Consider the following 24770-nt stretch of genomic DNA (forward strand, 5'->3'; position numbering starts at 1 on the left):
AAAATGAATTTGTCAACTAGCTGACTCAGTTAAAGTTAAACTGTTTCTCAGGTAAAACTCATCTGACTCATCTTAAATGAAAACTGTAATTCATTTTAATTTAGCATAAATTTGTGCAGCTTAGACTCACTGTGAATCAACCTCTTAACTTACCTGAAGATCATCACAATTCGCTGGATTTAGATCAGGTTCTCGTGATTATCCCGGTTCTGAATGAAGAAGCCACAATTGCAATGGTTATTAAGTCCTTGAAACAGTTGAATTTAACTCAGATTCGAGTGGTTGATAATGGCAGTATTGATAACAGTGTAGCAGAAGCGAAACAGGCTGGTGCAGAGGTTGTGATTGAACCTCAAGCGGGTTATGGTCGTGCTTGTTGGCGAGGACTCCAACAGCTTCCTTCTCACATTGAATGGATTCTATTTTGTGATGGCGATGGTAGCGATGATCTCAGCGAGTTATCCCTATTTTTTACGGATAAAACCACTGATTTTCTTTTAGGAAACCGTCGGGCTACCTCTCAAGGACGGGCGGCGATGACTCCGGTTCAAAACTTTGGAAATGGACTGGCGACATTTCTGATTCATTTCGGTTGGGGTTATCGTTATTATGATTTAGGCCCCTTGCGATTAATTCGTCGTTCCGCTTTAGAATCTATTCAAATGCAAGATCGGGGCTTTGGTTGGACGGTAGAAATGCAAGCGAGGGCGGTAGAATTGGGTTTGACGATTCGGGAAATTCCGGTTAATTATCACCGTCGTCAAGGGGGAAGATCTAAAATTTCGGGGACATTCTCAGGAAGTTTTAAAGCCGGAACAATTATTCTTACAACCCTGGGAAAATTATATCTTAAACATCTGTTTAAAAATGCAAATAATGAACAATTAAAAGTAAATACTCCGTTGATGACGGGCTTAAGTTCTCTACTGTTAATACTCGGTAGTATTTGGATTATTCCTCATGGAGACTTTCGCGAAGTTGGGGCGGTTCCTCAATTTTGGATTGGGATTATAATAATGAGTCTGGGGTTTATTTTCAGTTGGGGAATTGAACATATTTCTAGAATTTGGTTTTGGGCGATCGCAATTCTTTCTCGACTGTTATTATTACCGATGTATCCCGGTGATGATGTCTGGCGATATCTTTGGGAAGGCTACATTCAAAACCTCGGATTTAATCCCTATCTTTTGCCACCCAACGCACCCGAACTTATTCCCTATCATACCGCTTGGTGGTCACTAATTAATCATCTTGATCATGCGGCAATTTATCCCCCTTTAACTCAGTTAGGATTTCGGATATTAGCAGCCATTTCTCCTTCTGTTATTCTATTTCAACTAGCATTTATTGGCGCAGATTTAGCCATCTGTTGGCTTCTCAGTCGTCGGTTTGGCTATGCAAAAACACTGCTGTATGCTTGGAATCCTTTAATTATTTATTCATTTGCGGGAGGCGCTCACTATGATAGTTTGTTTATTCTTCCTTTAGTAGCAGGCTGTTTGATGTATGACTACAAAAACCGTAGTTGGAGTTCTGTTTTAATTGGGATTAGTATTGCCATAAAATGGATGTCTTTACCCCTTTTGGGTTTATTAGCTGGGTTACAGTTTCCTCGGTTTAAATCTGCTGTAATGGTTTTATTCTTAGGAAGTTTACCCTTTATCTTCAGTGCAATTTCTTTCTGTTCAACTTCTGGCTGTCCTGTCATTCCCCTCGGTTCAAGTTTTGTGAATAATGGACGCAGTGCTGAATTTTTTCCCTTTCTTCTCCATTTAGTTTGGCAACCAGAAACTCAAACAAACTCCATTTATTTAATCCCGCTAACTTTAGCAATAATTGGGGGACTGTGGTACTTTAAGAATCAAAAATATAAGCTAACTTCCTGCTTATCCTCTCCGTCTGAAAACTTCCTCTATCTCTCGGAATTTTATCTGATTTCTTTACTGATTTTCTCTCCTATTATTCATGCTTGGTACTTTACCTGGCTGGTTCCCTTTGCGGTTGTCAGCCGTAACTTAGGGACTCGTTTAGTGAGTATTTCAGCATTTGTTTATTTTATCTTACAACACCGTAAAGCATTAGGAGACTTGAGTTGGTACTTAACATTAAACGAACGACTTTTTATGTGGCTTCCTTTTGTTTTTGGCTGTTTGTGGATGGTGTTTAAACCTCATCTGTTCAAACAAAATACATCTATTCAATCCAAATCATCTCAATCCAATTTAACATCGACTCAAAACCATGAATAACTTTAAAGCTTTAACTCTACTCATTCCAGTCCTCTTTTTAATCTCCAGTTGTGCGACTGAAACCACACCGTTAAATCTCAACAGTGAAAACTCAACCGAGTCTAACGTAACTTTAGCTGCAACTGAACCCTTTAGTTATCAAAATTATCAACAAATTCTCTCTACCTATGTCGATGAGAATGGAAATGTTAACTACAAAGCATTAAAAGAAAATCGTCAAAATTTGGATAAATTTAATGCGTCTTTAGCGACTCTTTCTCCCCAAAGCTTTGAAAACTGGACAGAAAAAGAAAAAATTGCGTTTTGGATTAATGCTTATAACTCATTAACTTTACTAGCTATTATTGAAAACTATCCTACGAAAAGTATTCGTGACATTCCAGGAGTTTGGACAAAACTTCAGTTTAACGTCATGGGAAAAGAGGTGACATTAGACGAAATTGAACATAAAATATTGCGCGTCCAATTTAACGAACCCCGCATACACATGGGATTAGTTTGTGCTTCTATTGGTTGTCCGTTATTACTTCAAGAACCCTACACCGGAGACAAACTAGACGAACAACTCGACGAACAAACCCGTAAATTTATCGCTCTCAACCAAAATTTTCAAATCGACAAACAAAACAATCAAGTTTACCTTTCCTCTATCTTTAAATGGTTTGGTGAAGATTTTATCCCGAGTTTCAAGGCTCAAGACAAGTTTACTGGAAGCGATAAAGAACGTGCTGTTTTAAACTTTGTCAGTCAATATCTAGAGGAATCAGAAAACAAGTATTTAATCAACGGCAAATATCAAATTAAATACCTTGATTATGACTGGTCACTCAATGATAAATAAACACTGTAGGTTAGGTTGAACGACCATTAAACTTAGTTTAGATTTGATAGATTTTGGTAGGGTACATCAGATTAGAAAGTTAATCATAGGCTAATTTATTCTATTTTCTGATGCACCCTACATGAAGTCAAATCATTACACAGTTGTTAATTCTCGATGTTCTATTTTTGTGCCTAATACTTTCAGAAATTCCGCCAACCAACGGGGATGAGCCGGCCATGCAGGTGCGGTAACTAAATTACCATCAACAATTGCTTCATCCACTGGAATCTCAACATATTCTCCGCCTGCTAATTTGACATCAGGACTACAAGCCGGATAAGCTGAACAACGTTTTCCTTGAATGACATTGGCTGCGGCTAACAGTTGAGCGCCATGACAAATTGCTGCAATCGGTTTATTTTTATTGGCAAAATGTTGTACCATTTCTATTACTTGTTGATTGAGGCGAATATATTCGGGGGCGCGTCCACCCGGAATCACCAAAGCATCGTAATTCTCAACATTAATTTGATCAAAAGTTGCGTTTAATGTGAAGTTATGACCCGGTTTTTCGCTGTAGGTTTGATCCCCTTCAAAGTCGTGAACTGCTGTCCGAACCGTTTCCCCTTCTTTCTTCTTGGGACAAACCGCATGAACTGTATGACCGACCATCTGTAACGCCTGGAAGGGAACCATACACTCGTAGTCTTCAACGAAGTCACCGACTAGCATTAAAATTTGTTTTCCAGCCATGTTAAACCTCTACAATCTAGGGCTGATTTATTCTTAGCATGAATTGCCGAAATTTGTCGTGGGGATTTGTAGTAAACTTTAACTGGTTTTCAGCTTGGGAATGACTACTGATTGGTGAAAAGCGATGAAACTGAGAATTTTAACCCTAACCTTGTTGCTACCGTTGGCTTGGACTGAACCGATTGTTGCCGAAATTTCACCGATGCAACAACCGGATGATTCTACCCCCCAAAACTCGATTTTAATTGCTCAAAATCCCTCTCTAAGTTTGGGAGGAGCGGCAGATTTAGTGAGTCGATGGTTAGAGGCAAAATCCCGCATTTTTGCTCCCCCTTTTGACCGTAGAACTTTAGAACAATTTACCACAGGCGCATTGTATCGAGACACGTTAAAAGCGATTAATTTTTTGATCACAAATGATGGTTATTATGAATATGGTGTACAGAAACTAGAAACAGTAGAACAGTTTGCTGTATCTGGAAACAAAGCAACTCTTGAAGTTCAAGTTACTGAAGATACAACCTTTTATCAGAATGGGAAAGTTCAAGATAGTAGCTTTAATACAAAGCGCATCCGCTATAAATTAGAGTGTTGGGATGGAATTTGGAAGATCGCTGATTTTCAAGTCATTAACTAAAGTCAGTTTTCCAACTACTTTTTGGGGTGCTTTGAATGGAAAATAAGACGATATCTTGAGCCATTCCATATTTTTGGCTTGATTGTAGATGTTTGATCAGCTTAAATATTATTGATTGTTATTGGGAAGATCTCTAGCTTCAATCTTTTGTGGCTAAACTGCTGTTTGGTACCGATTTCCAGTTTAGAGATCGTTCCCGCTAGAGGTTAGATACGAGATGAACAGGGAAATGTTATTCTTGTGGGTTATAACCCCAATCAAACCGAAGTTCATCGACAAATTAACACTCAATTTCTGCAATTTAAACCTTAATACTATCTAATAGTATCTCACAATTACGCTAACGTTTTCAAGTCTTTTTGCCACTGTTTTAACTGTAAATCTCGTTCTTTTTGTTTATTGGGTTCGGGGGGGCGCAGTCCTGTTTTCCGGTCATATTTCCCATAGTATTGCAACATTCCTTGAAAACATTGAACATCTGCATTCGGATAAATTTTCTTTGCGGCTAACCACCTTTCACAGGAACTTTGCCAAAAAACAACATGATCGTGAATGTCACCCCCTAGTTTTCGCAGGTGTTGAATCGTCGGTTGTTTTAAGTTAAAAAGCACTCGTTCATGTTCTTTATTTTTAGGAATTAACCGAGCTTCACAGCCAACTCCCTGCAAAAATTCTATCACAAAATATCCCGAAATCTAAGATGATCACTTCAGTTTCGTTGGGACAGGTTTTGAAAATATCACAAGATAAATCACCCCGTTGATAACCCAGGCGATCAAAAGAACTTTGGGGTAAGAGTAGACGAACTCGCCGAATACTGTCACTATAATTTCCCCAAAAATTCTGTCGTTCTTCTAACTGTTTTCTGTCAAATTCTGTCGGTTGTAAAAATCTTAAAATTAAGTCAATCAATCTCTGAATATAATGATAATTCAGCGCACCGATCCAACGGTTGAGACTATTTTGAGCGGGTTCAGACAGTTGATCGAGTTGAGTTGAATATTCATCTTTTAGCCATTCAATCAACTTGGGACGGTGATTTTTTAAAACGTCATCTGAAATTTGTGTGAGTAATATTTCAACAGTTGCAAGTTTTTGTTGAGGCGACATCTGTTGGAGACATCGCAGCATCCATTCCACACCCGAACGATCAGAAACATTATTTTTAACAAAAATTTGACCCACACAATTCAGCGTGAGTTCAATGACAGGAAGGGAAACAGGTAATTGCGCTTTTTCAAGGAGTTCTTGAGGTGTTTTTCCATATTTCCAGCTTAAGTTTGCGATCTCATAATCAATTTCACCTTGAGAAATGGTTTTGAGGATTTGTATGGATAAAGCATCTCCAGACGTCGCAGTTAAACTCCAGTCTAGAAATGCTGTAATTAAACTTTCAGCAATCACTGGAAACGGGATATTTTGTGATGTTACTAACTCTTTTTTGCTTTGGTAATAAAGTCCAATTCGCCAAAAAAGTAGCTGTTTTAACCAATCTGCTAACAAGAAATCTTCACTAATCCCTTGCCAAATAATTTGTGATATTTTTTTACTTTTTTCTGGATACTCATGTTCCCATTGAGTTTGTATCCAGAGATAATAAATCCATTCTATTTTTGTGAGTTTATCTATATTTTGACTTTCTAGATCAGCAATAATCTCATCTATAAAACGAAGTAATGAAGTTTCAAAACGAGGTAAATTCAGAGAAAATTTAGGTGAAATTTTACTCACTAAATGCAGTTTATTCGGGGTTTCATCAGGTTGATTTGATGGAATTTTGATGGAGCTAAATTCAACAGTCATCGATTTATTTCCTTTTTACTTTGAATCCAGACTTAAACTCTCACGACGGAATTGAAAACGGAACGTCACTTTGCGATCGCCTGAATTATCTTGAGTTTGATCAGCATCAATTTCCCCCCGACCTGAAACTAAAATTTTATTTTGAAATTGTGGTTTTTGAGTAAAAGATAGCTCATTCGATAAGATATAATTAGAAACAGCTAAAGCACGCTCTAAACTCAATTGCATATTGCGAGTTGGAGTTCCGGCTGAACTGGTATGACCTTCGATAATAATCCGAGCAATTTGTTCAGAAAATTCAGAATTAGAAAAAACTACCTCGCTATAAACTGGGATAAATGCTTTTAAAAACTCTTTTCCTTCTGCTTTCAGTACCGAACTATTATCATCAAATAAAATGCGATCGCGAATACTCACATCTCCCGTCGCTGGATCAACTGTAAAAGTATCTTCAGTTCCAACTTTCCCTTCTAGCGCATTAATAATAATCTGCGGTAAGGCTTTAAACGCCTGTTGATATTGTTCTAACTCTTTTGAAAGTTTTTCGACCTGAGCCATTTTTTCATCAAGCTTTTTTACATAATCATTCAGTTGAACTTGTACAGTAATAAACAATAGCGCAAAAAACAGTAGCAAACCTGACATTAAATCCCCAATTGATAGCCAAACACTAGAATCTTGGTTATCTTCTAAATCTTCATTGGTTTCAAAATCAAAGCGATTGATGTTCATTTTTAAAATTAATTTTTGGTTTGTTTGAGACTTAAATTGTCAGCAGAGGCGACTAAATATTGAGCCACTTGCATCAACCCATCAGAACTTGCTTGCAACCCTTGACAGACTTTTGCCATCGAACTATCGGCATCTGTAAAAAACTTATTTTGGGATGCACTAGCTTGTTCTAAATAGTGAATTAATTGTTGATTTCCCGACTCCAAAGCCAGATTAAATTGACTAACTAGATTCTGATAAACACTCTCAACTTGCTGTACTTGTTCTTGTTCAGCTTGCAAAGAAATGTGCAATTGTTCAACTAAGTTTGTATAAGTATTTTCGAGTCGTTTTCCTTCAGTATTTAACTGTTCAACTAACTTTTCATAAACAGTTTCTACCCGTTTTACTTCCTCAGCAGTGATCTTCGCCAGTTCTTGTAATTGAGCCATGCGATCGCTCGCATTTAACCCAACAGAATTAGCATATTCACTCACTTCTTTTGCCGTTTTTAAAACAATTGCCATGCTTTCATCAACTTGTTGCGACATCAATTGTCGCTTTTCTGACTCCTCTTGAAATACCCGTTGCAATGCAACGACAACTTGAGCTAGACCTTTTTGTTGCTTTCCAAGTGTTCCCTCTAATAAGTTATTTTGTTCTTCAAAGAAATGTTGCAGAGAAACCTGATAACCAATGCGAAACCTTTCTAATTCTTCCTGTACCGTTAAGCGCGTATTTTGTAGCATTGTATCTACATTTTGCAAACTCCCGACTAAATTTTCTTGAGCTTGGTTCATCAGTTGAGATGCTTCTTCTCCGACGGCTTTAATCGTATTCGATTGAGTTTGAAACGCATTGTGAGTTGCTGTTAAAATTTTCGTCATGCGTTGCTGCACTTGTTCAAGCATTTGTTGTTCTTGTTCAGCTTGAGTTTGCAAAGCGAATTGCAGGTTTTCTTTAATTCCTCTAAACGTATTCGCCGCATCTTCAGCACTAGCTTGAAACGCAATTCTTTGTGCTTTCATTCCCTCAATACTTTCTGCAACTCCTGATCGAATTTCCAGAGAAACTTGCTGTAAAACTCCTTGAGTATCGCTTTGAAATTCTCCTAAAATACTTTGCAATGAACCTGCAAAAGCTTGTAACTGAGTTAAGGTATCTTCCTGAAACGTTTGAATCGTTAAAATCGATTGGGCTAAACTCGCCGAAATTCCCCCTAATTCACTTTTTAATTCTCGCACTGCTTGAGACGCTTCTTGAGTCAATTGTGCGCTTTGATCGAGTCGTTCCACAACAGGTTCAATCACTTGTATTCGCAGTTCTCGCAGTAAGTTATTTAAGATCACTTCACCTTGATCCGCTTTAATTTGTTTTAAGGTAGTTAATTCCTCCCGAATATCTTGAAAAATCGGTGTCATTGCTAATCCGACTTGAGTTCCAATGGCGTGAGAATCTACTCGATTTTGAGCTTCTATCAGTTGAGAAAAACCTGCTTTCATAATCTCTGCAATATTCAAATTACCTTGAGAGTTAGCAGAGTTTGAGAGTTTAATTTGAGAAATTTGATCGAGTTTTTCTCGCAAATTATCTCTAAAATTTTGCCGTTTTCGCTCTCCCCAAGCCAGTACCAGCGTCATTAAACTTGCAGAACCTAAACCCATAAGTGAGCTAGAAAAAGCAGTTTTCATTCCTTCTAGAAGTAGTCGGATTGAAGGGAGTAATTCTGTGGTATTTTCTAAGTTTCCTAAACTTATATCTTGTAATCCACTCTGAATACCATAAAAGGTTCCTAGCACTCCAATTGCAATCAACAAACTCGGTACAAATTGCCATTGACTTCGCGGAATTGATCGGGTTAAAAAGGCGGGATATTGAAATAAAATAAATTTTCTACCTTTAATTTCAGTTTCGTAGGTGTTACCTTGATAGGAAATTTCACCGATGAGGTAGCTGCTAAACCAGTCCAATAGTAATCCCCAGTTAGAATGAAAAATTTCGGTTGATTTTAATTCGATTCGACCTTCAGGTTGACGTTCTAGCTGAAGTGATAAATAGGTGATAGCTTCTTGAGTAATCTGACTTTTAGCCTTTAGATAGCGTTGGTATTGCCTCACAAATCTATGCTCACCCCAAACAGCAATTATAAATAATATTAAGGTGCAAACATGAAAGAAGCTATTTTGCCAAAGGACAGAAATAAATGTGTAAAAAGAATTAACTAATTGCATTTTAAATTTTAATTTTGAGGACAAAAATGATCAATGACAAAGATTAAAAGCTTATTTAAAAAGAGCTTAAATTAACTTCAATCATTTTTAATATGGATTGAAATTTGGAACCCAAAAATGCTAGTAGCAAAATACAGGAATAGGCTAGTCTTTCAACTTTTGCCCATCCATAGCGATCAAAAAACAGGCAGTTGTGTTAACGATGAAACAATCATAGCAGAGAACTTCAGGTTTTAAGTACCCAACACAGTGGCTCTGTCGTCGTCGCCATTGCAGATAACCGCTTAGGCTTAGGGGCGGGAATGGCTGAAAAAATCATGGTGACAGACGAACCCCTCAACCGTCAACAGGAACAAACAACAATGGAAACTCAGGACACATCTATTTACCTGCGGCAAATGCCCTCTGGAAGCGTCGGGCGCATACTCGGCTATGAAAAATCCTATCGAGCCTACAAAAGCAAATTGCTGTCAATGGGACTCACGCCCGGTACTGAATTTACGGTGATTCGGGTGGCACCTTTTGGTGATCCAATTGAAATTAACGTGCGAGGATTTAACCTCAGTTTGCGGAAGCAAGAAGCTGATGCTTTAGTTGTGGAAGTTTTGAGATAAGGCAATCATGCAAGAGGTAAGAGGCGAAATATTTGTTAAATCAATCGTTCATTTAAAGGGAATTCAAGATGGCAACTCGGAAACCGATTATTGCCTTAATTGGCAATCCTAACTGTGGGAAAACAACGCTATTTAATGCCCTAACGGGATCAAATCAACGCACGGGAAACTGGCCTGGAGTGACCGTTGATCGCAAAGAAGGACAGTTTAAATATCAAGACACGACTATTACCGTTGTTGACTTACCGGGCGTTTATTCTCTCGATGCGGAAGACACCGCCACCGGGATGGATGAATTAGTCGCCCGAGATTATCTCCTCTCAGGAGAAGCCGAACTGGTAATTAATATTGTCGATGGTTCTAACCTAGAGCGCAACCTCTATCTAACGACTCAGTTAATGGAAATGCGCTTACCGATGATTATCGCTTTAAACATGATGGATATTGCCGAAAAAAGAGGCATTCAAATCTATCCTGAACGACTCGCTGAACATCTAGGATTAGCCGTTATTCCGATTGTTGCCGCCGAAAGCAAAGGGGTAAAAAACCTGGTCGAAACCATTGATAAAATGTTACCCCATTTGACGCGATCGCCTCATTATGTCGCCTATCCGGCAGTGATTGAAGATGCGTTAAATGAACTCATCCCCTACATTACCCAACATAGCCATCTTCGCATCGTTGAACCCCGTTGGACGGCTTTAAATCTCCTGCAATGGGTTTATGTTTCTATTTCTCTCTCTATTAGAAGACTCTGGCTACATGGCGAGGGCGGCATTTGTCATGGATCGGGTGATGCGGTTTATTGGACTTCCGGGGAAATCTTTTGTGCCAATGTTAGTTGGTTTTGGCTGCAATGTTCCGGCGATCATGGCAACGAGAACTTTAGAAAATTCTCGCGATCGCTTAATGACAATTATGATGAATCCGTTCATGTCTTGTGGGGCGAGATTACCCGTTTATGCGTTATTTGCTGCGGCTTTTTTCCCCGTTGGCGGTCAAAATATTGTCTTCGGACTCTATCTTTTAGGGATTTTGGCGGCAATTTTTACAGGATTAGTCATGAAGCATACCCTCCTGAAAGGACAGATGCCGCAGAACAAGGAATTACCGTTGGAACCTTTGGGGCGATGGCGAAGCGATTTGATGGAAAAGTCGGAGCGTTTGCTTATTTACTGTTTGTATTATTGTATTTTCCTTGTGTTTCGGCAACGGCTGCGGTGTACCGAGAAACGAATCTAAATTGGACGGTATTTGTAGCAGTTTGGACGACGGGAATGGCTTATATTGTTGCCACGAGTTTCTATCAAATTGCTCGGTTTAATCAACATCCGGTTTTTTCTGTCCTGTGGTTAATGGCGATGCTTCTCCTCAGTGGCGGAACATTATTCATTCTGAAGATGGCGCGTCCAGTCAGTCGAGTTTATCAACACAAAGTCGAAAAATGTGGAGGTTGTAGCCATTGTCAAACTGAAAGCTTTGAACTTTACGAATGGGTGGGAAAAAATAATTGATTTTCACCCCCTCAGCTTTCAAAAAATGGGTCTAATCGTCAGGCCCATTTTTGTTTTTATAGATCGTTATCGATGTTGTATGGGTATGAGTTGGAGAAGCAAAAACTATGTTTCTTTCGACTCGCTGAGAACTTCAACCCCACTTCAATTGTTTTTTAATCTTTCCTTTTTGACTTCCGTTCCAAATATTCAGAGAGTCGCTTAACCGCAGATTCCAACCCCGGCAAATAATTGGCGATCGCATCCCAAACTCGCTCTAAATCAATGCCGTTCAAATAATCGTGGACTAAAACATTTCTAAATCCAGATAATGCCCGCCAATCAACATCCGGCGCTTCTGCTTTTAAATCATCCGAAAGCTGTTGTGTTGACTCCGCCATTGTTTGCAACCTTCTTAATACTGCATCCTGCACCAAAGAATTATTCATAAAACTTTCTCGATCGTTGCCCGTATAATCTCGAATGCGATCGATACACTCCAAAATATGCACCAAATAAACGCGATCGCGTTCCGGGTTCATAACGGTTTTGCCTCGCTCAATACTCGTTCTTTAATCAAAGGACTTAACCCTTGTTCCGTCACAATATCCACCCGACAGCCCAACAAATCCTGCAAGTCCATCAGTAGCCCACCCGGAAACCAAGGAGTCGTTTTTTCCAAATCATAATCAATCAAAAAATCAATATCGCTTGTTTCTTTTTCCTCTCCCCTTGCCACCGAACCAAACACCCGCACATTAAAGGCGCCATGTTGGGCGGAAATTTTGATAATTTCATCGCGTTTTTCTTGTAATAATCTCATTAATGACATGGCTTTTTTAGAAATTTAAAAAGTGGACTACATTAATAATCTCAGTTGAGAACCTGTTGGGGATTTTTCAACTTCTATTCTGGCTTGAAAGGCTTCTTTTAAATGAGGCATATGTGTAACGGTTAAAATACAAGCAAAATCTGAGGATATGGCGTTAATAGCCGCAATTAAACGGTTACATCCTTCAGCGTCTTGGGTACCAAACCCTTCATCAATAATCAGCATTTGGAGGGCTGTTCCCGCGCGTTGAGCGAGTAGTTTTGCTAAGGCTAACCGAATCGCAAAATTAATTCTAAAAGCTTCTCCACCCGAATAGGTTTCATAGGGTCTGGTTCCGCGTGCATCTGCAATTAAAATGTCTAAAGTATCGATTAATTTTGCCGTTTTCTTTGAAGATTTGCTACTGCGTCCCGCCCGTTGCGTGATAAACTGAATATGTAACTGATTGGCAGATAATCGCGATAAAATTTGATTGGTTTCGGCTTCTAACTGCGGTAATACATTCTCAATCATTAAGGCTTGAATGCCATTTTTTCCAAAGGCTTGCGCCAGTTCACTATAGACGCGATATTGACGCCGAGCGGTTTCTAACTGTTGTTTTTGTTCGCGATGTTGGGTGTTTAAACTCTCTAAATAGGCTTGCTGCTGTTTGAGACTTCCCAACTGACCTAACGTTTGATCCATCTGTTGACGACGCTGCTGAATTTGTCGTTCTAACTGCTGAATTTGTTCGCTAAGATCTGGGGTTTCTTTAAGCTTTTGTTCGAGGAGATATATTTGGGCTTCAACGGTTTTGATATCCTGGGCTTTACTGGCTTTTAACTGCTGTAATTGTTCTAAACGTTGCTGAACTTGCGGATATTGTTTTTGGGCTGAATTTAACTTCTCCACCCGAGTTAACCACTGTTGGGCTTGACGCAATTGCGATCGCACTTGATTATGTTCTTCTAAATTATACCCGATTTCGGCAATAGAACGATCTAACGTCACAATTTGTTGCTGTAATTCTGAGTGAGTTTGTTGTTGGGTGAACTTTTCTTCAAAAGCTGCTTTTTTCGCTTCTAACTCTGGTTTTTGAGCTTGAATTTTCGCTAACTTACTTTCGGCACTTTGCAGTTGACTTTGCTTAATTTCTGCCCAACGCCAACGCTTTTCTTCATTCCGAGCTAAAACGTGGCTTTGCTCATTATAATTGAGCTGTTGTAATTGTTGCTCGAGGTGTTGCTGTTCTCGATACAATTCTGCTGCAAATTCTCCCGTTTGTAGCGATCGCTCAATTTCTCTCGCTTCTAATTTTAGTTGTTGAAACCTTAACTGAGATTCTTCTATCCCTTCTAATTTCGCTTGAATTTGTCCTCGTTGTTCTCGATATTCCTCATACTGCGATAACTCCTGATCTAGCTGGCGATACTCCTCTCGAAACCCTTTAATTTCCCGTTCAGCTACGGCTAACTGTTCATTAACTACCCACATTTGATCGCGAATTTCTTGCTGCTGAGTGCGATGTTTTCCCACCACTAAACCCCAGTGATGTTCATCTAGAGGGCGATCACACAACGGACATAAAGGCTGAACCGAATTAGCTTCTTGATCCCCATTTGACGGCATCCCTAATAAACTAATTTTCTGATCTAATTCAGCTAATTTTGCTTCATAATCTCGTTGTCTAGCACACAACCGTTCCATAAAATTGTGTCTTTCTAGCCCTTTTTCTTTGACTCTTTGTTGATAAACCTGCTTTTTTTCTAACTCCTGAATTTGGGCATTAATTTGTTGTAAAGTTCGTTGTAATTCCGGATGAGTTTGCAAATTTTGTTGGAGTTGACGAATGGACTTTAATAACTCCTCCAAACGCGCACTACAACTCGCCGATGCCCTATCTAATTGCGTTTGTAACTGTTGGCGTTGTTGTAATAAAGGGGTGACTTTTACCTGTAATTCATCCAGTTGATTTAAATGGTTCCGAGCGGTTTGTAATTCGATCAGGGCGGCTTCTACTTCTGAACGCTGGTTTAAGACTTCTAGCTGTTCACTTTCTTGTTGACTTAACCCTTCTAACTGCACCGTTATATTTAGAATTTTTTGCTGGATTTTCTGCAAAATTTGCCGTTGTTGTTCAAGGAGTTCTTGACGGTTTTGTTGAGCTTCTTGATAGCTTTTAAATCTTGCTGAAAAGCCTTCTTCAGTCGCTTGTAGGGTTTGAAATCGAGCGTATCCGGCTTGAATTTCAGACGCTTGTTTTAAGACGGCTTCGACTTCTTGCTGTTGTTGTTGAGTAGTGCTAAAGTCTTGCTGGAGTCGTTGATAATCTTGAGAGAGCGTTTGATATTGTTGTTGTTCGCCTTGACGCAATTTTTCCCAGGTTTGGCGATGGTGTTGGCTGGCTTGTAGCTGTTGTAATTGTTCCCGTTCGGTGTTTTGTTGACTGTTCAGTTGGTTGAGACTGGTTTCGAGGTTCGCAATATTTTGAGTCATTTCATTTTGCTGTTGAAGCTGTTGCTTGATGCTATCTATCGTTTGTTGCAACAGTTCAATTTTCCCTTTATATTCTCGGGATAAATCTTTAGCGCGATCCGCTAATTTATCGTACTCATTGAGTTTGAGTAAACTGGCTAAGATTTCTTTTCGTTCATTGGGGCGTTTGAGCATGAATTCATCCGCTCGTCCTTGACGCAAATAAGCAGAATTAATAAACGTATCGTAATCCAATTTAATCTGATCTAATATCTTCTGCTGTGTCGCTCGCATTCCCCGTTCTCCAATGGCGCGAAACTCAATTTTTGCTCCGTTTTGAATTTCATTATAAGCTTGAGTTGCCACTTGAAAATCGAGCGTTCCAGACTGACCTCGGCGACGGTTGCGAATCACCCGATAGAGGTTTCCCTCGCCAATGAAGGCAAAGTCTACTTGAGCTTCTGTTTCTCCCAAGTGAATGATATCATCTTCTGTAGCGGCGCGACTACTGCCCCAAATTGCCCAGGCGATCGCTTCAAGTAGCGAAGATTTTCCCGCCCCATTCGGCCCACAAATACAGGCGGTGTGCAGTCCACTAAAATCAAGGCTAGCTTCTCGATAGCTGAGAAAGTTTTTGAGCGTTAGTTTATATGGAATCATAGAGTAATTGTAAGACTATTTATCCCCTCTTGTCATGGGTTTCATCTATATTTTATAATTCTTTACAGTTTCGATCTAGATTGGTGAATTGCTGTTCGCTAACGGTTGAATCTCGGCAGGATACGCTATATTTATAGTTTATAGAGGCTTTTCAACACTAAACTTGGTGTTAGTTTGTTCACCGAATTTCTGATTTCTATTATAACCGATGACGTCATTCACTCAAAGCTCCATCCTTCTCTCTCAAGCAGTCAAAGCGGTCTTCACCAAGTCGCTGGAAAAGCCTGCGGCTGATCAGGTTGTAGAGGCACTTGTTGAACAAGAAAAAACCGCCAGCAAACAGAAACAACCAGCAAATTTGAGTCAATTTGTGGGAACTTGGCGGCTGTGTTTTATTACCGGAACTCAAAAAACTCGCCGTAAAATTGGCACCGCTTTAGGCGCCGGTCGTTATCTTCCCAACTGGGTGAAAATTCATTTATCTTATTCCGTTTCTGTTTCTCCTCAAGCCAATTTAGAACAACCTTTTGAAACGGGAAAGGTAGAAAATTCTGTTCAGTTGGGTGGGTTGAAATTAACCCTCAGTGGGCCTGTAAAATTTTTAGCAAAAAAGAATATTTTAGCGTTTGACTTTACCCGCATGAATGTGATATTATTCGGAGTGAAGTTGTATGATGGCTATATTCGTGGCGGCGCGGAAAGCGAAGAAAAGTTTTACAGCGATCGCATAAACAAACAAGCATTTTTCGCCTATTTTTATATCCAAGAAAAAGCGATAGCTGCCCGAGGGCGAGGCGGAGGGTTAGCTCTTTGGGGTCGGGAGAATTAATTCGATCTTCTTCTATGATTTCTTGTATGGTTTCTAGCCCCCATTACAAAAGCATTACCCACATTCCCAATCAACATTCCGGTACTGCCAAAAATAAACCACCAAATGCCAGCCTTTTGGAATTATAAGTCGATATCTTCCTTAGGAGGGATGAAAACAGAGGGGGAAAGCCGAGTATTATCTAAAAAAGAAGGTGAAATCAAGCAGAGTAGCCAGCAGCAAAGAAATTGAAGGAATTTACGTCTCTCCTATTATGACTGGCATAGCAACATTTGATCGAACATTAGAACAAACTCACACTTGGGTTAACGATATCGCCCAAATATTAAAGTGCGAAAATAAAGAACAGGTATTTCAAGGACTGCGAGTTACATTACATAAATTACGCGATCGCTTAACCGTAGAAGAAGCCGCCCATTTAGGAGCCCAACTCCCCGTATTGCTGACGGGATTTTACTACGAAGATTGGAAACCCGCAACCAACCCCGATAAGACCCGTTCCCAAGGACAATTTTTGCAGTCCGTAGAAGAACAATTACCCGCATGGGAATCAACAAATATTAGCATTGAAAACTTAGTTCGGGCTGTTTTTAACATGATCTCAAGTCGGGTTTCAGCAGGCGAAGTAAAAGAAGTGATTAACATGATGCCGGATGAAATTAAACAGCTTTGGCCCGAACCCATGCAAGCTGAAGTCGCCGCCAGCCGACAGTAATTAACACAGTTAAAAATCATGGTAGATAAAACCGTAAAAAAAGTCAGCGCCGAATATTCACCCCAAGGTGAAATGGATCAGAAATATTTAGTTTCCGGTCGGACAATCTCGATGCGGTTGTGGGAAAATGAACAGCCCCACGAAGGAAAACCCATCGTTGAACGGGACTATGAAACGGTTGGTTTTGTAATCAAAGGACGGGCGGAATTGTACCTAGAAGGACAGAAAATAATTCTGGAACCGGGCGATTCTTGGGTCGTTCCGAAAGGCGCCCGTCATACCTATAAAATCATCGAACCGTTTACCGCAGTAGAAGCCACGAGTCCCCCGGCTGAAATGTACGGACGCGACCAAGTTTAAACTCAATAAAAAACGAAGAAAAGGAGGACTCAACTTATGAGTACCAAAGAACAATCAAGAGAAATATTGACGGAAGAACGTCATTATTCTCAGCAGCGTCAAGAGTCAATGGTTGAACGGGCTGAACCCCAAGCTGAGAATGCAGACGAACAAGCGGACATCACTCAAGAAAGAGCGCGAGAACTGGTTAGTGAAGCGCATCTCAAAGAAGAAAAACGTAAACAATCCATGTCAGAACGCATGGAAGAAGCGATTGAAAAATCTCCCCTGGCTGACCCCGATCATCCTGATTAATTGGTGATGAATTAAACTTCCGAACAATCTCAGCAGGGAACCGTTGTTTCTGTTCGAGGGAGCGTAATTAACGTTAAAATTTTGCCGCCCTTACCCCCGATTTTCAAAACCTTGATGAACGCTTCTCTCTGCTTCTCAAGGAAGAGAATCGCGCCCCCTCTTTCGGGAGTTCGGGTAAAGATTTACCAATTTAGATAGATGGAACTGAATCATTCTTTTACTAATATAAAGTCAATCGGGTTATTAAATTTAACCCGACGATTTAGTTCTAATGTATACGGGAGGATTTCCTTCTGATGAATATTAACAGTTTCAAATCGGAAAACAACGAAAAAAGTTTAATCAAACGGATTACGAAAAACTGGAAAAAGAGCGGGTCGGCAGTGGCGATGCTCCTGTTATCCGGTGCTTTAGTTGCTTGCGGCGATCAGTTTGAAAATAACGCTCTAAATACCCAAGAGGATCTCACTTCAACCAACGAAACTGAAGAATTGGAAACGGCAACCTCTGTTGATGAAGTTGCAGATGAAACCGAAGAACTTGTCGGTCAAACGGTTACAATTACCGGAGAAGTTGAAGAAGTTGTCGGTCTAAATTCCTTCGTATTGCAAGACGAAGAAGACTTATTTGACGAAGATCAAGTGCTTGTAATTTCAGTGAATAATCAAGCCGAACCGATTGTTGAAGGTGAAACTGTGCAAGTTACCGGAGAAGTTCGTCAGTTTGTGGTGTCAGAATTAGAGCGCGATTATAATTTAACCTGGGACTTAGATCTCCAACGAGAACTTGAAGCTGAATATCAAAATAAAGCCGTTGTTGTAGCCGATCTGACCCGCGTTCAGTAGTGTATTTAAGCAACACTAATGACCCCGAATTCTCAAAGGTGCATGGAACGGGCCGAGTGATGGATGTACCCGTCGGGGAAGCCTTCCTCGGTCGAGTTGGGAATTCGGTAGGCACTCCCGTCAAAATTCCCCTACAAACGGGTTTAAAAGTGATAGATGCTTTGGTTCCCAGGAGTCGGGGTCAACGAGAATTAATTGTTGGCGATCGCCGTTCAATTACCGGAGAATTACTCGATATTGCATCGGGATTTGAAGCCTTAACTTCGAGAGAATAAAAAAACTCGGTTTAGGACTTGAAAGGCCCAGAAATACTACAAACTTGATTGCGTCCTTGTGCCTTCGCTTTGTATAAAGCATTATCGGATCGTATCCACAGATCATCGAGTTTTTCATCATCAACATGATAAGTGGTTACTCCCAAACTAATTGTAATTTTAATCTCAAGATTCAAGTCAGAATTAGAGTTAGAAATCGGAATCGAGAGATCGGCGATCGCTTGCCGCAAACGTTCCGCTATTTTCAGAGCCGTTTTCAGATTAGCGTCGGGTAAAACAATGGCAAATTCTTCCCCCCCCAACCGTCCAAAACTATCCCTCTTTCGCAATAAGCTTTGTACCTCCTGAGTCATCGTTTTCAGAACTCGATCGCCAACAATATGTCCGTAGGTATCATTAATCTTTTTAAAAAGATCGATGTCAAGCATGACGATAGAAAAAAGCCGATTATAATCAATCGCGCCCTGAAATTCGGTCTCCGCAATCGAGATCAGATGGCGACGATTGAAAATTCCAGTGAGCGGATCGGTAATCGCTAGCTTTTCCAAAGCGGCTGCTGTTTTTTTGAGTTGATCTTGAGTATATTTTAATTCCAGATGAACTCGCACCCGAGCCAACAGTTCGGGAGGATAAAAGGGTTTAGTAATGTAATCCACAGCTCCCTGGTGAAAAGCTTCTAATAAATGCTCTCTTTCTTCACTTGCCGTCAGAAAAATAATCGGAATTTCACAGAATTTGGCATCGGCTTTTAACTGTTTACAAACTTCTAAACCGCTCATAATCGGCATCATCAAGTCCAGTAAAATTAAATCGGGTTGAGCAAGTTTGGCGCGTTCTAGGGCTTGTTGTCCGTTAGTCGCAAATGTGACTTCATAGCCCACTTGCTCTAACATATCAGCAAGCACTTGCAGATTTAGAGTGATATCATCAACCACTAATATGAGAAATTTATCGGGATTAAAACTCATTATTTTTACGCTCTATTTCGGCTAAAATTAGAGAAAATTTTTCAATTGTGTCGGGGATTATCTGCCATTCAAAAGCATCAAGTTGGGCTGATATTTCTTGAGCATAATCGAGCAAAAGCTGACATTTATGCTCCGTTCCATAGGCTTGTAAGCGTTCATAAAAAGCCTTAACTTCACGCCTTTTCAGGGTAATTATTAACTGCTCCCAAACCGTTTTTTCTTGATTCAATTTTTCAATCAATTGAGGGAGTTGTTGTATTTCTTCAGTTTGATTAGGTTGAGATCCTAGAGTCTCCGAAGCAGTAGTTAATTGCCTCTGGGTAGAGGGAAGAACCGTTTTTAAGGCACTAACCAGTTGAGCGCGATTAATCGGTTTGTGAAGCACGCCTTGACACAGAAATTGTACATCGAGATAGTCTTGTCGCAGAACAGAAGCTGTGACAATAAATATAGGAATATTTTGAGTTTTATCATTTTGTTTGAGGGCATTAAATACACCTCGTCCATCCAGATTTGGCATTCGCCAATCTAGCAAAATTACATCAGGTTGTTCGGTTTGAGCAAGTTGAATTGCACTTTGACCATCCTGTACCAACAGCAAACGATGTTGAGTTCCTTCAAAATAACCTTGAATCAGTTGTAAATTTGAGTATACGTCATCTACGGCTAATATTGTTGAACTGTTAAATTGCTTTAAGTCTTCATCAACAAATGAGACAGTCTCCGAGTCCAAAGGTGTATGACTCACCTCGATTTCAGGAAAGATAAAAATGAAGCTACTCCCGTGACCTAATTCACTTTGCAGCATTAGAGTTCCCCCTAATAAAGTGGTGAGGCGGCGAGTAATTGCTAATCCTAAACCCGTTCCTCCGTATTTGCGCGTACTTTGACCTTCACTTTGAACAAAGGCTTCAAAAATATCGTCTTGCTGATCTTTAGCAATACCAATTCCTGTATCTGTTATCGCAATTTCTAGCCAGACTTTCGGGAGATTTTCTTGAGTATAAGCTTGAGCGCGAATTGAAATTTGAATAAAACCCTGCTCCGTAAATTTAATTGCATTTCCTAAGACATTAAAGAGAATTTGACGCAGACGTATACCATCAAAAAAAATGCCTTGAGGAACCGTGTCATCAATTTGGCTAATCAGAGACAATCCCTTTTCTTTAGCTCGATGGGTGAAAATCTTTTTAACTTCGGAAATTAACTGTCGTAAATTTAAAGGTTCGTAGTGGACTTTAAACTTTCCAGCTTCGATTTTAGAGAGATCGAGAATATCATTAATCAGATCAAGTAATGACTGCCCACTGGCAGCAATTAACTCTAGATAAGAACGTTGGCGGGGTTCAGTGACTAATCCTTGAAGCAAGTCACAAAAGCCTAAAATGGCGTTCATGGGAGTGCGAATTTCATGGCTCATATTCGCTAAAAATTCGCTTTTGGCTTGATTGGCAATTTCCGCCCGTTGAGCCGCTTGTTCGAGGGCAAGCTGAGAAGACTGTAAAGCCGTGAGCATGAGTATATTTCTTAATTCTAAAGCTGCATCAAGTTCTATTTTTTTCCAGGGAAGCGAACAGCCTTTAATCGTCTCTTTCCAAGCTTCAAAGGAGCGACGCGGAGAGAGTTGCATCGTTCCATCCTCTGCTAAAATAACGGGTTTATTGGGATTTCCAGCCCAAGTGACGGTTTGAGTTCTTTCAGGTCTTAACCAGACAATTTGATAGGAAGTATTCAGGGAGAAAATAGAGATGACTAAAATTCCACTGGCGATCTTTTGATAAGCCGAAAACTCGGGATAAATCTCACTGAGATTATTGGTATGAAAGAGTTCGACTTGATGATTAAGTTTTAACCAATCTAACAACTTTTTTACCGCTTCAGTTGGGGGTGTATCTCCAAAAACGAGCAATTCATCTTGGAGAGCAATCAGAATCCCACTGGCATTCACGAGAGACGATAAACGGTTGCCATTTTTATGAAGAAAAGCAATAATATTTGCAGGCTTTGTTGATAAGTTTTTCTTGAATTCTTTTTGTAAATTTCTAACTGTTTTTTGGTATTTTTCTGATTCTTTATACTGCTTTTTAAAGAGTTTAATAGACATAAACTGTCCTAAAAAATCACAGGCTTTGCGAGTTTCATAATTGACGGATTTAGGTTGATAATGATGACAAACAATCATTCCCCACAGTTGATCATCTTGAATCAAGGAAATACATAAAGAAGCTGCAACACCCATATTTTGGAGATATTCTACATGGATCGGAGAAACACTCCTGAGCATGGAATCACTTAAATCTAAAGGTTCATTGGTGAGGGGATTAAGAACCGGAACGATATCTACAGGTTTATAGTTGATATCGATAATCAGACGTAACCAACTTTTACAGTATAACTTTCTCGCTTGCAAAGGGATATCAGAAGCCGGATAATGCAAACCTAAATAAGATTCTATATCCTCTTTTTTTGCTTCCGCAATCACAACTCCACTACCATCTTCTTCAAACTGGTAAATCATTACGCGATCATAACCTGTGAGTTTAAAAACTTCCCAAACTAGCCGATCTGTAGACTCTTGAAAACTGGAAACATTGACAATACTTTTGAGGGAAGCTTTGAGTAAATGATAAAAGCTGAGGGGATAACTTCTTTGAGAATCGGATTGGATTTCTAACTCCAAACATAAAACACCATCTGTTCGATGAATCACCCCTTCAAATTTAGAATAAGGAGAGGGAATTTTTGTTCTAATTTCAAAGGGGTTAAAATAATCGAGATCAACGTTGGAAGCTGCTTGGGTTAGAAACTGAATATCCTCATCTAAAAAAATCTCATTTAATTTTTTTCCGAGTAGCGACTGAGCTTCAATGCCTAAAAAACGAACAGTATTTTGACTGGCTTGTAAAATGCTCAGATCAATGTCTTGGAATGTGAGGAGAACTCCATGAGGTTGAATTTTTCCCGGAATATGGATAGGTTCGCGATCACAGTTCGTCAGATCAATCGGTTCGGAATAAATAAAGTTAATATCTTGCATTTTAAAAAGGTGATTGAATGGTGTGGGTGCATTTTATTATAATTTTTATAAGACTAATGTTCAAATCAGAGTTTCAACCTCCGACCCCGGTGAACCGTTCAACCACTCAGTATTCTTTCTCAAATCCTGATCTTCTCAAACATTAAGCTTTATGAACAAGTCCAGCAAACAGACGAAGCTCTAATCTAAATACCTTACAAAAAAACAAAGAGGTTGTTGATAACCTCCCCGATTTAAGATATTTCAGTTAAACGAAATTTGTTTCTAGACGGTGGTGAGTTGTTGCGCTTTATCTGTGAGAGACTGCATCAATTCATCATAAGGCTGAGTAAACTGATCAATTCCTTCTTCCAACAATTCAGCCATCACCTGATCTAAATCAATCTGAATATCAGGAGCTTGCAGACTTTCCATCAATTGATAAGCATGATCCACATTTGTTTCTATTTTATCGGCTGAAGGATGACAGTGATCGGCGCAAACTTCAAGAGTTTTTAGTGGTAAGGTATTCACTGTATTTTTCCCGATTAATTCATCGACATACATAACATCGCTGTATTCAGGATTTTTGGTACTCGTACTCGCCCAGAGTAACCGTTGAACATTTGCGCCTTTTTCCTCTAATGCTTTCCAGCGCTCGCTCCCGAAAATTTCCTTATATTTTTGATAGGCGATTTTAGCATTAGCAATGGCGACTTTCCCTTTTATTTGACTCAAACGCGCCTCTTCATTCAAGTTTTCAGTGCCGATTTTTTTCATTCTTTGATCAATCAATTCATCAACTTTTACATCAATCCGACTGATAAAGAAGCTAGCAACCGAAGCTATTGAATCAATGGGTTGATTATTCTGGACTCGCGTTTCTAGTCCGCGAATATAAGCTTGAGCGGCGGCTAGATAACTGTCAACTGAAAATAACAGGGTAATATTAACGTTAATTCCTTCAGAAATCGCCTGTTCAATAGCCGCCATTCCATCAGGAGTTCCTGGGATTTTAATCATCACATTCGGACGATTAATTTCCTTAAAGAAACGTTGAGTTTCAGAAATTGTTTTTTGAGTATCTCGCGCCAGAGAGGGTGGAATTTCGATGCTGACATAACCATCTAATTTCTGTGATTCCTCGTAAATTGGACGAAAGATATCACAGGCTTTGCGAATATCATCAAAAATTAAGTTAGCGCAAATATCTTCTACCGACTGCTTTTTCTCAATTCCCGCTTTGATATCAGCATCATAGCTTTTATTTCCAATGATAGAAGCCTTAAAAATAGCCGGATTTGAAGTGACTCCTCGGATGTTTAGATTTTTGATTAAATCTTCGAGTTCTCCTGATTCAATCAAACTGCGATTTAGATAATCCATCCAAATGCTTTGATCATACTGGCGAATTTTAGCGATTTGATTCGTTGTCATCATTAATTTCTCCAATCTCGTCTCATTTTCAACAAACTTTTAACTTTTCAGAAAGCAATACTCCAGTCAGTTTTTGTTCTGCACCACTAACACTGAACAAGGCGCATGGTGAACCACATGGTTACTCACACTTCCGATCAAAGCTTCTTTTAAACCTGTGCGACCTGTACGACCCACAACAGCTAAATCTGCATTCCATTCCTGCGCTGTTTTACAAATTTGTTGACCGGGATTTCCCCCAGCCAGAACACATTTATATTGAGTCCTAACTCCTTTATCCTCAGCCTTTTTTTGATAGTTATGCAGCCACGTCTCTGCTTGTTCTCTCGCTGTTTTAATCTCTTGTTCGGTAGCTTGTAATACCTCTTTTTCCGTCATAGAAGGATACATTCTCATCAAAGGATGTAAACCCCTTCCGGTTGTTGTTTCTGCTGGTGCTACAGTTGGCATTTGTTCCAACCTGGGTAAGCAAAAAATCAGCAAGAGTTCAGCTTTTTGAGTGTGAGCGATATCAAACGCTTGTTCAAATACATCTTCTCCTTGGGAAGATCGATCTAATGCAGCTAATACTTTACTGTAACTCATAATGTCATTCGCTCTGTTTTTCCTGTGTTACCTTACTATATCGACCTATTAAAAAAGTGAAAAATCTATTATTTATAAATTTAACATCGAAAACCAGTAACTTCTTCTGTCAGAAGATGGATTTATCTCCCGACTGCTCAAATGACCCTCTGTTTTGATAAACTCTTCCTCTTGAAAGATGTAAAC

Annotated in this window: 23 protein-coding genes and 1 pseudogene; 12 read left to right on the plus strand and 12 right to left on the minus strand. The window is 39.6% G+C overall.

Annotated features, from left to right (window positions below):
- Window positions 1-131: 131 nt before the first annotated feature.
- Window positions 132-2249: a glycosyltransferase family 2 protein gene (locus tag WN50_RS05600; RefSeq protein ID WP_049558364.1), complete on the plus strand. Its 2118-nt coding sequence runs from the start codon at window positions 132-134 to the stop codon at window positions 2247-2249.
- Entirely contained in the window at window positions 2242-3090 is an 849-nt protein-coding gene (locus tag WN50_RS05605) for a DUF547 domain-containing protein (protein WP_046276838.1), read from the plus strand. The genes WN50_RS05600 and WN50_RS05605 overlap by 8 nt, the downstream gene beginning before the upstream one ends.
- Before the next feature lie 135 nt (window positions 3091-3225).
- Here the strand turns inward: WN50_RS05605 and WN50_RS05610 are convergent, their stop codons facing one another.
- The gene (locus WN50_RS05610; protein ID WP_046276839.1) at window positions 3226-3825 is read right to left on the minus strand and encodes a DJ-1/PfpI family protein; all 600 of its coding nucleotides are present in this window, start codon (window positions 3823-3825) and stop codon (window positions 3226-3228) included.
- 124 nt (window positions 3826-3949) lie between these two features.
- Between WN50_RS05610 and WN50_RS05615 the strand changes: the two genes are divergently transcribed.
- A complete protein-coding gene (locus tag WN50_RS05615; protein WP_046276840.1) occupies window positions 3950-4462 on the plus strand; it encodes an ARC6/PARC6 family protein in 513 nt (170 codons plus the stop codon).
- 335 nt (window positions 4463-4797) lie between these two features.
- On the opposite strand, the gene WN50_RS05620 is transcribed toward WN50_RS05615, so the two are convergent.
- Genes WN50_RS05620 through WN50_RS05635 form a run of 4 tightly spaced genes read right to left on the minus strand, consistent with a single transcriptional unit; the run spans window position 4798 to window position 9207 of the window.
- Complete coding sequence (locus tag WN50_RS05620) at window positions 4798-5142, minus strand: hypothetical protein (protein WP_049558343.1); 345 nt, start codon at window positions 5140-5142, stop codon at window positions 4798-4800.
- Window positions 5111-6265, minus strand: coding sequence for an EH signature domain-containing protein (locus tag WN50_RS05625; protein WP_049558346.1), 1155 nt, complete (start codon window positions 6263-6265; stop codon window positions 5111-5113). Before WN50_RS05625 ends, WN50_RS05620 begins: the two co-directional genes overlap by 32 nt.
- A gap of 15 nt (window positions 6266-6280) precedes the next feature.
- The gene (locus WN50_RS05630; RefSeq protein ID WP_046276842.1) at window positions 6281-6997 is read right to left on the minus strand and encodes an OmpA family protein; all 717 of its coding nucleotides are present in this window, start codon (window positions 6995-6997) and stop codon (window positions 6281-6283) included.
- Window positions 6998-7005: 8 nt separating this feature from the next.
- Entirely contained in the window at window positions 7006-9207 is a 2202-nt protein-coding gene (locus WN50_RS05635; RefSeq protein WP_046276843.1) for a hypothetical protein, read from the minus strand.
- 302 nt (window positions 9208-9509) lie between these two features.
- On the opposite strand from WN50_RS05635, the gene WN50_RS05640 reads away from it, so the two are divergent.
- The 3 genes and pseudogenes from WN50_RS05640 (at window position 9510) to WN50_RS37375 (ending at window position 11063) form a co-directional block, all read left to right on the plus strand.
- Complete coding sequence (locus WN50_RS05640; protein WP_053221438.1) at window positions 9510-9821, plus strand: FeoA family protein; 312 nt, start codon at window positions 9510-9512, stop codon at window positions 9819-9821.
- 68 nt (window positions 9822-9889) lie between these two features.
- Window positions 9890-10339: pseudogene (locus tag WN50_RS37370) on the plus strand (FeoB small GTPase domain-containing protein); the annotation flags it as partial.
- Window positions 10340-10583: 244 nt separating this feature from the next.
- Entirely contained in the window at window positions 10584-11063 is a 480-nt protein-coding gene (locus tag WN50_RS37375) for a nucleoside recognition domain-containing protein (protein ID WP_425354782.1), read from the plus strand.
- Window positions 11064-11490: 427 nt separating this feature from the next.
- Here the strand turns inward: WN50_RS37375 and WN50_RS05650 are convergent, their stop codons facing one another.
- The 3 genes from WN50_RS05650 to sbcC are packed head-to-tail and all read right to left on the minus strand — an operon-like array spanning window position 11491 to window position 15260.
- On the minus strand, window positions 11491-11856 hold the full coding sequence (locus tag WN50_RS05650; protein WP_046276844.1) for a HepT-like ribonuclease domain-containing protein: 366 nt from the start codon (window positions 11854-11856) through the stop codon (window positions 11491-11493).
- Window positions 11853-12146, minus strand: coding sequence for a nucleotidyltransferase family protein (locus WN50_RS05655; protein WP_046276845.1), 294 nt, complete (start codon window positions 12144-12146; stop codon window positions 11853-11855). Before WN50_RS05655 ends, WN50_RS05650 begins: the two co-directional genes overlap by 4 nt.
- Window positions 12147-12173: 27 nt before the next feature.
- On the minus strand, window positions 12174-15260 hold the full coding sequence (gene sbcC, locus WN50_RS05660; protein ID WP_046276846.1) for an exonuclease subunit SbcC: 3087 nt from the start codon (window positions 15258-15260) through the stop codon (window positions 12174-12176).
- 208 nt (window positions 15261-15468) lie between these two features.
- Between sbcC and WN50_RS05665 the strand changes: the two genes are divergently transcribed.
- The 6 genes from WN50_RS05665 (at window position 15469) to WN50_RS35845 (ending at window position 18578) form a co-directional block, all read left to right on the plus strand.
- Entirely contained in the window at window positions 15469-16089 is a 621-nt protein-coding gene (locus tag WN50_RS05665; protein ID WP_046276847.1) for a hypothetical protein, read from the plus strand.
- 193 nt (window positions 16090-16282) lie between these two features.
- Entirely contained in the window at window positions 16283-16804 is a 522-nt protein-coding gene (locus WN50_RS05670) for a DUF2267 domain-containing protein (RefSeq protein ID WP_200906215.1), read from the plus strand.
- An 18-nt stretch (window positions 16805-16822) separates the two neighbouring features.
- Complete coding sequence (locus tag WN50_RS05675; protein WP_046276848.1) at window positions 16823-17164, plus strand: cupin domain-containing protein; 342 nt, start codon at window positions 16823-16825, stop codon at window positions 17162-17164.
- Between the two features lie 36 nt (window positions 17165-17200).
- Window positions 17201-17458 (plus strand): hypothetical protein, encoded by a 258-nt coding sequence (locus tag WN50_RS05680; protein WP_046276849.1) that lies wholly within the window; start codon window positions 17201-17203, stop codon window positions 17456-17458.
- Between the two features lie 296 nt (window positions 17459-17754).
- Window positions 17755-18303: a hypothetical protein gene (locus tag WN50_RS30780; RefSeq protein WP_053221439.1), complete on the plus strand. Its 549-nt coding sequence runs from the start codon at window positions 17755-17757 to the stop codon at window positions 18301-18303.
- Window positions 18303-18578, plus strand: a complete 276-nt coding sequence (locus tag WN50_RS35845) for a hypothetical protein (RefSeq protein WP_082172333.1) — start codon at window positions 18303-18305, stop codon at window positions 18576-18578. The genes WN50_RS30780 and WN50_RS35845 overlap by 1 nt, the downstream gene beginning before the upstream one ends.
- A gap of 11 nt (window positions 18579-18589) precedes the next feature.
- Here the strand turns inward: WN50_RS35845 and WN50_RS05695 are convergent, their stop codons facing one another.
- From WN50_RS05695 to WN50_RS05710, 4 genes are all read right to left on the minus strand, one after another.
- Window positions 18590-19546, minus strand: a complete 957-nt coding sequence (locus WN50_RS05695; protein WP_200906216.1) for a diguanylate cyclase — start codon at window positions 19544-19546, stop codon at window positions 18590-18592.
- Window positions 19536-22583 (minus strand): ATP-binding protein, encoded by a 3048-nt coding sequence (locus WN50_RS05700; RefSeq protein ID WP_046276852.1) that lies wholly within the window; start codon window positions 22581-22583, stop codon window positions 19536-19538. The genes WN50_RS05695 and WN50_RS05700 overlap by 11 nt, the downstream gene beginning before the upstream one ends.
- Window positions 22584-22847: 264 nt before the next feature.
- Window positions 22848-23999 (minus strand): transaldolase, encoded by a 1152-nt coding sequence (gene tal / locus WN50_RS05705; protein WP_046276853.1) that lies wholly within the window; start codon window positions 23997-23999, stop codon window positions 22848-22850.
- A gap of 66 nt (window positions 24000-24065) precedes the next feature.
- Window positions 24066-24584: a universal stress protein gene (locus WN50_RS05710; protein ID WP_046276854.1), complete on the minus strand. Its 519-nt coding sequence runs from the start codon at window positions 24582-24584 to the stop codon at window positions 24066-24068.
- Between the last annotated feature and the right edge of the window lie 186 nt (window positions 24585-24770).

This window comes from Limnoraphis robusta CS-951 (assembly GCF_000972705.2).

Excerpts from the sequence above, each read along its gene's own strand:
- WN50_RS05695 (WP_200906216.1), bottom strand. The coding sequence starts at position 19,546 with ATGAGTTTTAATCCCGATAAATTTCTCATATTAGTGGTTGATGATATC.
- WN50_RS05710 (WP_046276854.1), bottom strand. The coding sequence starts at position 24,584 with ATGAGTTACAGTAAAGTATTAGCTGCATTAGATCGATCTTCCCAAGGA.
- WN50_RS05650 (WP_046276844.1), bottom strand. The coding sequence starts at position 11,856 with ATGAACCCGGAACGCGATCGCGTTTATTTGGTGCATATTTTGGAGTGT.
- WN50_RS37375 (WP_425354782.1), top strand. The coding sequence starts at position 10,584 with ATGGCGAGGGCGGCATTTGTCATGGATCGGGTGATGCGGTTTATTGGA.
- WN50_RS30780 (WP_053221439.1), top strand. The coding sequence starts at position 17,755 with ATGAATATTAACAGTTTCAAATCGGAAAACAACGAAAAAAGTTTAATC.
- WN50_RS05615 (WP_046276840.1), top strand. The coding sequence starts at position 3,950 with ATGAAACTGAGAATTTTAACCCTAACCTTGTTGCTACCGTTGGCTTGG.
- WN50_RS05610 (WP_046276839.1), bottom strand. The coding sequence starts at position 3,825 with ATGGCTGGAAAACAAATTTTAATGCTAGTCGGTGACTTCGTTGAAGAC.
- WN50_RS05635 (WP_046276843.1), bottom strand. The coding sequence starts at position 9,207 with ATGCAATTAGTTAATTCTTTTTACACATTTATTTCTGTCCTTTGGCAA.
- WN50_RS05675 (WP_046276848.1), top strand. The coding sequence starts at position 16,823 with ATGGTAGATAAAACCGTAAAAAAAGTCAGCGCCGAATATTCACCCCAA.
- WN50_RS05630 (WP_046276842.1), bottom strand. The coding sequence starts at position 6,997 with ATGAACATCAATCGCTTTGATTTTGAAACCAATGAAGATTTAGAAGAT.
- WN50_RS05680 (WP_046276849.1), top strand. The coding sequence starts at position 17,201 with ATGAGTACCAAAGAACAATCAAGAGAAATATTGACGGAAGAACGTCAT.
- WN50_RS05605 (WP_046276838.1), top strand. The coding sequence starts at position 2,242 with ATGAATAACTTTAAAGCTTTAACTCTACTCATTCCAGTCCTCTTTTTA.
- WN50_RS05625 (WP_049558346.1), bottom strand. The coding sequence starts at position 6,265 with ATGACTGTTGAATTTAGCTCCATCAAAATTCCATCAAATCAACCTGAT.
- WN50_RS05640 (WP_053221438.1), top strand. The coding sequence starts at position 9,510 with ATGGCTGAAAAAATCATGGTGACAGACGAACCCCTCAACCGTCAACAG.
- WN50_RS05665 (WP_046276847.1), top strand. The coding sequence starts at position 15,469 with ATGACGTCATTCACTCAAAGCTCCATCCTTCTCTCTCAAGCAGTCAAA.
- sbcC (WP_046276846.1), bottom strand. The coding sequence starts at position 15,260 with ATGATTCCATATAAACTAACGCTCAAAAACTTTCTCAGCTATCGAGAA.
- WN50_RS05700 (WP_046276852.1), bottom strand. The coding sequence starts at position 22,583 with ATGCAAGATATTAACTTTATTTATTCCGAACCGATTGATCTGACGAAC.
- tal (WP_046276853.1), bottom strand. The coding sequence starts at position 23,999 with ATGACAACGAATCAAATCGCTAAAATTCGCCAGTATGATCAAAGCATT.
- WN50_RS05655 (WP_046276845.1), bottom strand. The coding sequence starts at position 12,146 with ATGTCATTAATGAGATTATTACAAGAAAAACGCGATGAAATTATCAAA.